Raw genomic sequence first — 5,540 nt, forward strand, 5'->3', positions numbered from 1 at the left:
CCAAAGGCCCACCCCGTGTGGGGTGGGCCTTTGGTGAATGGTTGTCCGGCGGCGACCTACTCTCCCACCCCGTCTCCAGGGCAGTACCATCGGCGCAGAGAGGCTTAGCTTCCGGGTTCGGAATGGGACCGGGCGTTTCCCTCTCGCTATGACCGCCGTAACTCTATGGAGATGTTCGGGACCCCCGGTTACGTGGGGGTGTGCCCGTATCTCGGGAACCGCACAGTGGACGCGTAGCAAAAAGTTTGAGTGTTATCAAGTTGTCGGCTTATTAGTACCGGTCAGCTTCGGCAGTCTTTAGTCCTGCCTTCCACATCCGGCCTATCTACCCAGTGGTCTAGCTGGGAGCCTCTCCCCCTTGCGGGGATGGAAACCTCATCTTGAAGCAGGCTTCCCGCTTAGATGCTTTCAGCGGTTATCCCTTCCGAACGTAGCTAACCAGCCGTGCTCCTGGCGGAACAACTGGCACACCAGAGGTTCGTCCGTCCCGGTCCTCTCGTACTAGGGACAGCCCTTCTCAAGTTTCCTGCGCGCGCAGCGGATAGGGACCGAACTGTCTCACGACGTTCTAAACCCAGCTCGCGTACCGCTTTAATGGGCGAACAGCCCAACCCTTGGGACCTACTCCAGCCCCAGGATGCGACGAGCCGACATCGAGGTGCCAAACCATGCCGTCGATATGGACTCTTGGGCAAGATCAGCCTGTTATCCCCGGGGTACCTTTTATCCGTTGAGCGACGGCGCTTCCACAAGCCACCGCCGGATCACTAGTTCCGACTTTCGTCCCTGCTCGACCTGTCAGTCTCACAGTCAAGCTCCCTTGTGCACTTGCACTCGACACCTGATTGCCAACCAGGCTGAGGGAACCTTTGAGCGCCTCCGTTACATTTTAGGAGGCAACCGCCCCAGTTAAACTACCCACCAGGCACTGTCCCTGATCCGGATTACGGACCGAGGTTAGATATCCAGAGCGACCAGAGTGGTATTTCAACGTTGACTCCACACACACTGGCGTGCATGCTTCACAGTCTCCCACCTATCCTACACAAGCCGCACCGAACACCAATACCAAGCTATAGTAAAGGTCCCGGGGTCTTTCCGTCCTGCTGCGCGTAACGAGCATCTTTACTCGTAGTGCAATTTCGCCGAGTTCGCGGTTGAGACAGCGGAGAAGTCGTTACGCCATTCGTGCAGGTCGGAACTTACCCGACAAGGAATTTCGCTACCTTAGGATGGTTATAGTTACCACCGCCGTTTACTGGGGCTTAAATTCTGAGCTTCGCTCCGAAGAGCTGACCCGTCCTCTTAACCTTCCAGCACCGGGCAGGCGTCAGTCCGTATACATCGTCTTGCGACTTCGCACGGACCTGTGTTTTTAGTAAACAGTCGCTTCTCCCTGGTCTCTGCGGCCGTCAACGCTCGGGAAGCAAGTTCCGTCACGCATCGGGCCCCCCTTCTCCCGAAGTTACGGGGGCATTTTGCCGAGTTCCTTAACCACGATTCTCTCGATCGCCTTAGTATTCTCTACCTGACCACCTGAGTCGGTTTAGGGTACGGGCGGCTAGAACCTCGCGCCGAGGCTTTTCTTGACAGCATAGGATCACCCAATTCGCGCATACGCGCTATCTATCAGTTCTCAGGCTATGTGAACAGCGGATTTGCCTACTGTTCGCCCTACAACCTTGGACACGGTCAACCATCGCCGTGCTGGGCTACCTTCCTGCGTCACCCCTGTTAATACGCTTACCTAGTACCGGTTCGGGTCGCGCGCCGCTCTCGCGATGCCTCCCGAAGGAGACGGTGCGAGTTAAGGGCGCTTAGCATCACCGGGTTCGGTATGGGCGGTTCTTCGCCGGTAGGAGAATATCAACTCCTTGTCCATCGACTACGCCTGTCGGCCTCGCCTTAGGTCCCGACTTACCCAGGGCGGATTAGCCTGGCCCTGGAACCCTTGGTCATTCGGCGGACGGGTTTCTCACCCGTCTTTCGCTACTCATGCCTGCATTCTCACTCGTGTAGGCTCCACCGCTGGGTTACCCCGCGACTTCACTGCCCACACGACGCTCCCCTACCCATCCACACGCCTGGACCACGAAGGCCTAGCGTTTGTGTGAATGCCACAGCTTCGGCGGTGTACTTGAGCCCCGCTACATTGTCGGCGCGGAATCACTTGACCAGTGAGCTATTACGCACTCTTTCAAGGGTGGCTGCTTCTAAGCCAACCTCCTGGTTGTCTGTGCAACTCCACATCCTTTCCCACTTAGCACACGCTTAGGGGCCTTAGCTGGTGGTCTGGGCTGTTTCCCTCTCGACTATGGAGCTTATCCCCCACAGTCTCACTCCCGCGCTCTCACTTACCGGCATTCGGAGTTTGGCTGACGTCAGTAACCTTGTAGGGCCCATCGGCCATCCAGTAGCTCTACCTCCGGCAAGAAACACGCGAGGCTGCACCTAAATGCATTTCGGGGAGAACCAGCTATCACGAAGTTTGATTGGCCTTTCACCCCTAACCACAGGTCATCCCCCAGGTTTTCAACCCTGGTGGGTTCGGTCCTCCACGTAGTCTTACCCACGCTTCAACCTGCCCATGGCTAGATCACTTCGCTTCGGGTCTAGACCCAGCGACTCATTCGCCCTATTCAGACTCGCTTTCGCTACGGCTTCCCCACACGGGTTAACCTTGCCACTGAGCACTAACTCGCAGGCTCATTCTTCAAAAGGCACGCTGTCACCCCTGCTAGGGAGGCTCCAACGGATTGTAGGCACACGGTTTCAGGTACTATTTCACTCCCCTCCCGGGGTACTTTTCACCTTTCCCTCACGGTACTGGTCCGCTATCGGTCACTAGGTAGTATTTAGGCTTAGCAAGTGGTCTTGCCGGATTCACACGGGATTTCTCGGGCCCCGTGCTACTTGGGATCCCCTTCGGGAGGCCACGTCATTTCGTCTACGGGGGTCGCACCCTCTGTGCCGGGCCTTTCAATGCCCTTCGACTATAACGCGACTTTCTGACTCCCTGACCGGGTACCAGCCCGGTCTGAAAGGTCCCACAACCCCGCCCATGCAACGCCTGGTAGCTATCACACATGAACGGTTTGGCCTGTTCCGCTTTCGCTCGCCACTACTCACGGAATATCTCTTCCTGTCGGTACTGAGATGTTTCACTTCCCGACGTTCCCTCCACACACCCTATATATTCAGGTGCGGGTCACTGGACATGACTCCAGCGGGGTTTCCCCATTCGGAGATCCTCGGATCACGGTTCGTTTGCCAACTCCCCGAGGCTTATCGCAGGCTACAACGTCCTTCATCGGCTCCTAGTGCCAAGGCATCCACCCTGTGCCCTTAAAAACTTGACAACAAAAAATTGCAGAGAACAAAGATAAATCTTTGATCTTACAAAGATGCTCGCGTCCACTGTGCAGTTCTCAAGCTACGGACGATCCCACCCGCTCCCACGGCCTACCAACACAACGGTTGGCGGTTCACCCAGGAGACGCGATGGCCCGTTCAGAGCGACCCCACCCGTACGGGCGGTTCCCTCAGGACCCAACAGTGTGCTTGGCAAACCCCATCCCCCGTACCCGTGATGTTCCACCACCCACCGAAGTGGACAGGTACTGACACGAACCGTCTTGGACGAAGCTCTTCGTTAATGTTCCACCCTTGAGCAACCATCCACCCACACGTTCGGTGAGCGCCATGGCCTCTGCACAACCAACCCGAGGGCCGGCTGTGAGTGATGCTCCTTAGAAAGGAGGTGATCCAGCCGCACCTTCCGGTACGGCTACCTTGTTACGACTTAGTCCCAATCGCCAGTCCCACCTTCGACAGCTCCCTCCACAAGGGTTGGGCCACCGGCTTCGGGTGTTACCGACTTTCGTGACTTGACGGGCGGTGTGTACAAGGCCCGGGAACGTATTCACCGCAGCGTTGCTGATCTGCGATTACTAGCGACTCCGACTTCATGGGGTCGAGTTGCAGACCCCAATCCGAACTGAGACCGGCTTTTTGGGATTCGCTCCACCTCGCGGTATCGCAGCCCTTTGTACCGGCCATTGTAGCATGCGTGAAGCCCAAGACATAAGGGGCATGATGATTTGACGTCATCCCCACCTTCCTCCGAGTTGACCCCGGCAGTCTCTTATGAGTCCCCACCATGACGTGCTGGCAACATAAGACGAGGGTTGCGCTCGTTGCGGGACTTAACCCAACATCTCACGACACGAGCTGACGACAACCATGCACCACCTGTACACCGACCTTGCGGGGCAACCATCTCTGGAAGTTTCCGGTGTATGTCAAGCCTTGGTAAGGTTCTTCGCGTTGCATCGAATTAATCCGCATGCTCCGCCGCTTGTGCGGGCCCCCGTCAATTCCTTTGAGTTTTAGCCTTGCGGCCGTACTCCCCAGGCGGGGCACTTAATGCGTTTGCTGCGGCACGGAACTCGTGGAATGAGCCCCACACCTAGTGCCCAACGTTTACGGCATGGACTACCAGGGTATCTAATCCTGTTCGCTCCCCATGCTTTCGCTCCTCAGCGTCAGTTGCGGCCCAGTGACCTGCCTTCGCCATCGGTGTTCCTCCTGATATCTGCGCATTCCACCGCTACACCAGGAATTCCAGTCACCCCTACCGCACTCTAGTCTGCCCGTACCCGATGCAAGCTCAAGGTTGAGCCTTGAGTTTTCACACCAGACGCGACAAACCGCCTACGAGCTCTTTACGCCCAATAATTCCGGACAACGCTTGCGCCCTACGTATTACCGCGGCTGCTGGCACGTAGTTAGCCGGCGCTTCTTCTGCAGGTACCGTCACTTGCGCTTCTTCCCTGCTGAAAGAGGTTTACAACCCGAAGGCCTTCATCCCTCACGCGGCGTCGCTGCATCAGGCTTGCGCCCATTGTGCAATATTCCCCACTGCTGCCTCCCGTAGGAGTCTGGGCCGTGTCTCAGTCCCAGTGTGGCCGGTCGCCCTCTCAGGCCGGCTACCCGTCGTCGCCTTGGTAGGCCATTACCCCACCAACAAGCTGATAGGCCGCGAGTCCATCCCAGACCGATAAATCTTTCCAGACACTCCCCATGCAGGGGCATCTCATATCCAGTATTAGACCTCGTTTCCAAGGCTTATCCCAGAGTCTGGGGCAGGTTACTCACGTGTTACTCACCCGTTCGCCACTGATCCGACCAGCAAGCTGGTCATCACCGTTCGACTTGCATGTGTTAAGCACGCCGCCAGCGTTCGTCCTGAGCCAGGATCAAACTCTCCGTAAATGTTTGCTATCAACCCCCGAAGAGGCTAACAACCATACGAAGCGGACCCGAAGGTCCATAATCATGGCTACAAACCGAAAACATGACGTTTTCAATTCATACCAAATAAGAAGTCTCAACACGAACACACAACACACACCGAAGGTGCACACCATGCGCCCATGCAGGACAATTGGCATTAACTATCAAGCACACTGTTGAGTTCTCAAGCAACCGACACGCACCGACTCCAACCCGTTTCCAGGCCTTCACTCGGGGCAACTTCT

3 rRNA genes are annotated in these 5,540 nt (G+C 56.6%); all 3 read right to left on the reverse strand.

What is annotated here, in order from left to right:
• Nucleotides 1-43 precede the first annotated feature (43 nt).
• The 3 genes from rrf to ACFWGN_RS21345 all read right to left on the reverse strand — a co-directional run bounded on the left by rrf (nt 44) and on the right by ACFWGN_RS21345 (nt 5,274).
• Nucleotides 44-160 (reverse strand): 5S ribosomal RNA (gene rrf / locus ACFWGN_RS21335).
• A 91-nt stretch (nt 161-251) separates the two neighbouring features.
• Nucleotides 252-3,359, reverse strand: a 23S ribosomal RNA gene (locus tag ACFWGN_RS21340).
• A 394-nt stretch (nt 3,360-3,753) separates the two neighbouring features.
• Nucleotides 3,754-5,274 (reverse strand): 16S ribosomal RNA (locus tag ACFWGN_RS21345).
• The 16S, 23S and 5S rRNA genes sit together here, the layout of an rRNA operon.
• Nucleotides 5,275-5,540 lie beyond the last annotated feature (266 nt).

The organism is Oerskovia sp. NPDC060338 (assembly GCF_042726295.1).
Taxonomy (GTDB): Bacteria; Actinomycetota; Actinomycetes; order Actinomycetales; family Cellulomonadaceae; genus Oerskovia; species Oerskovia merdavium.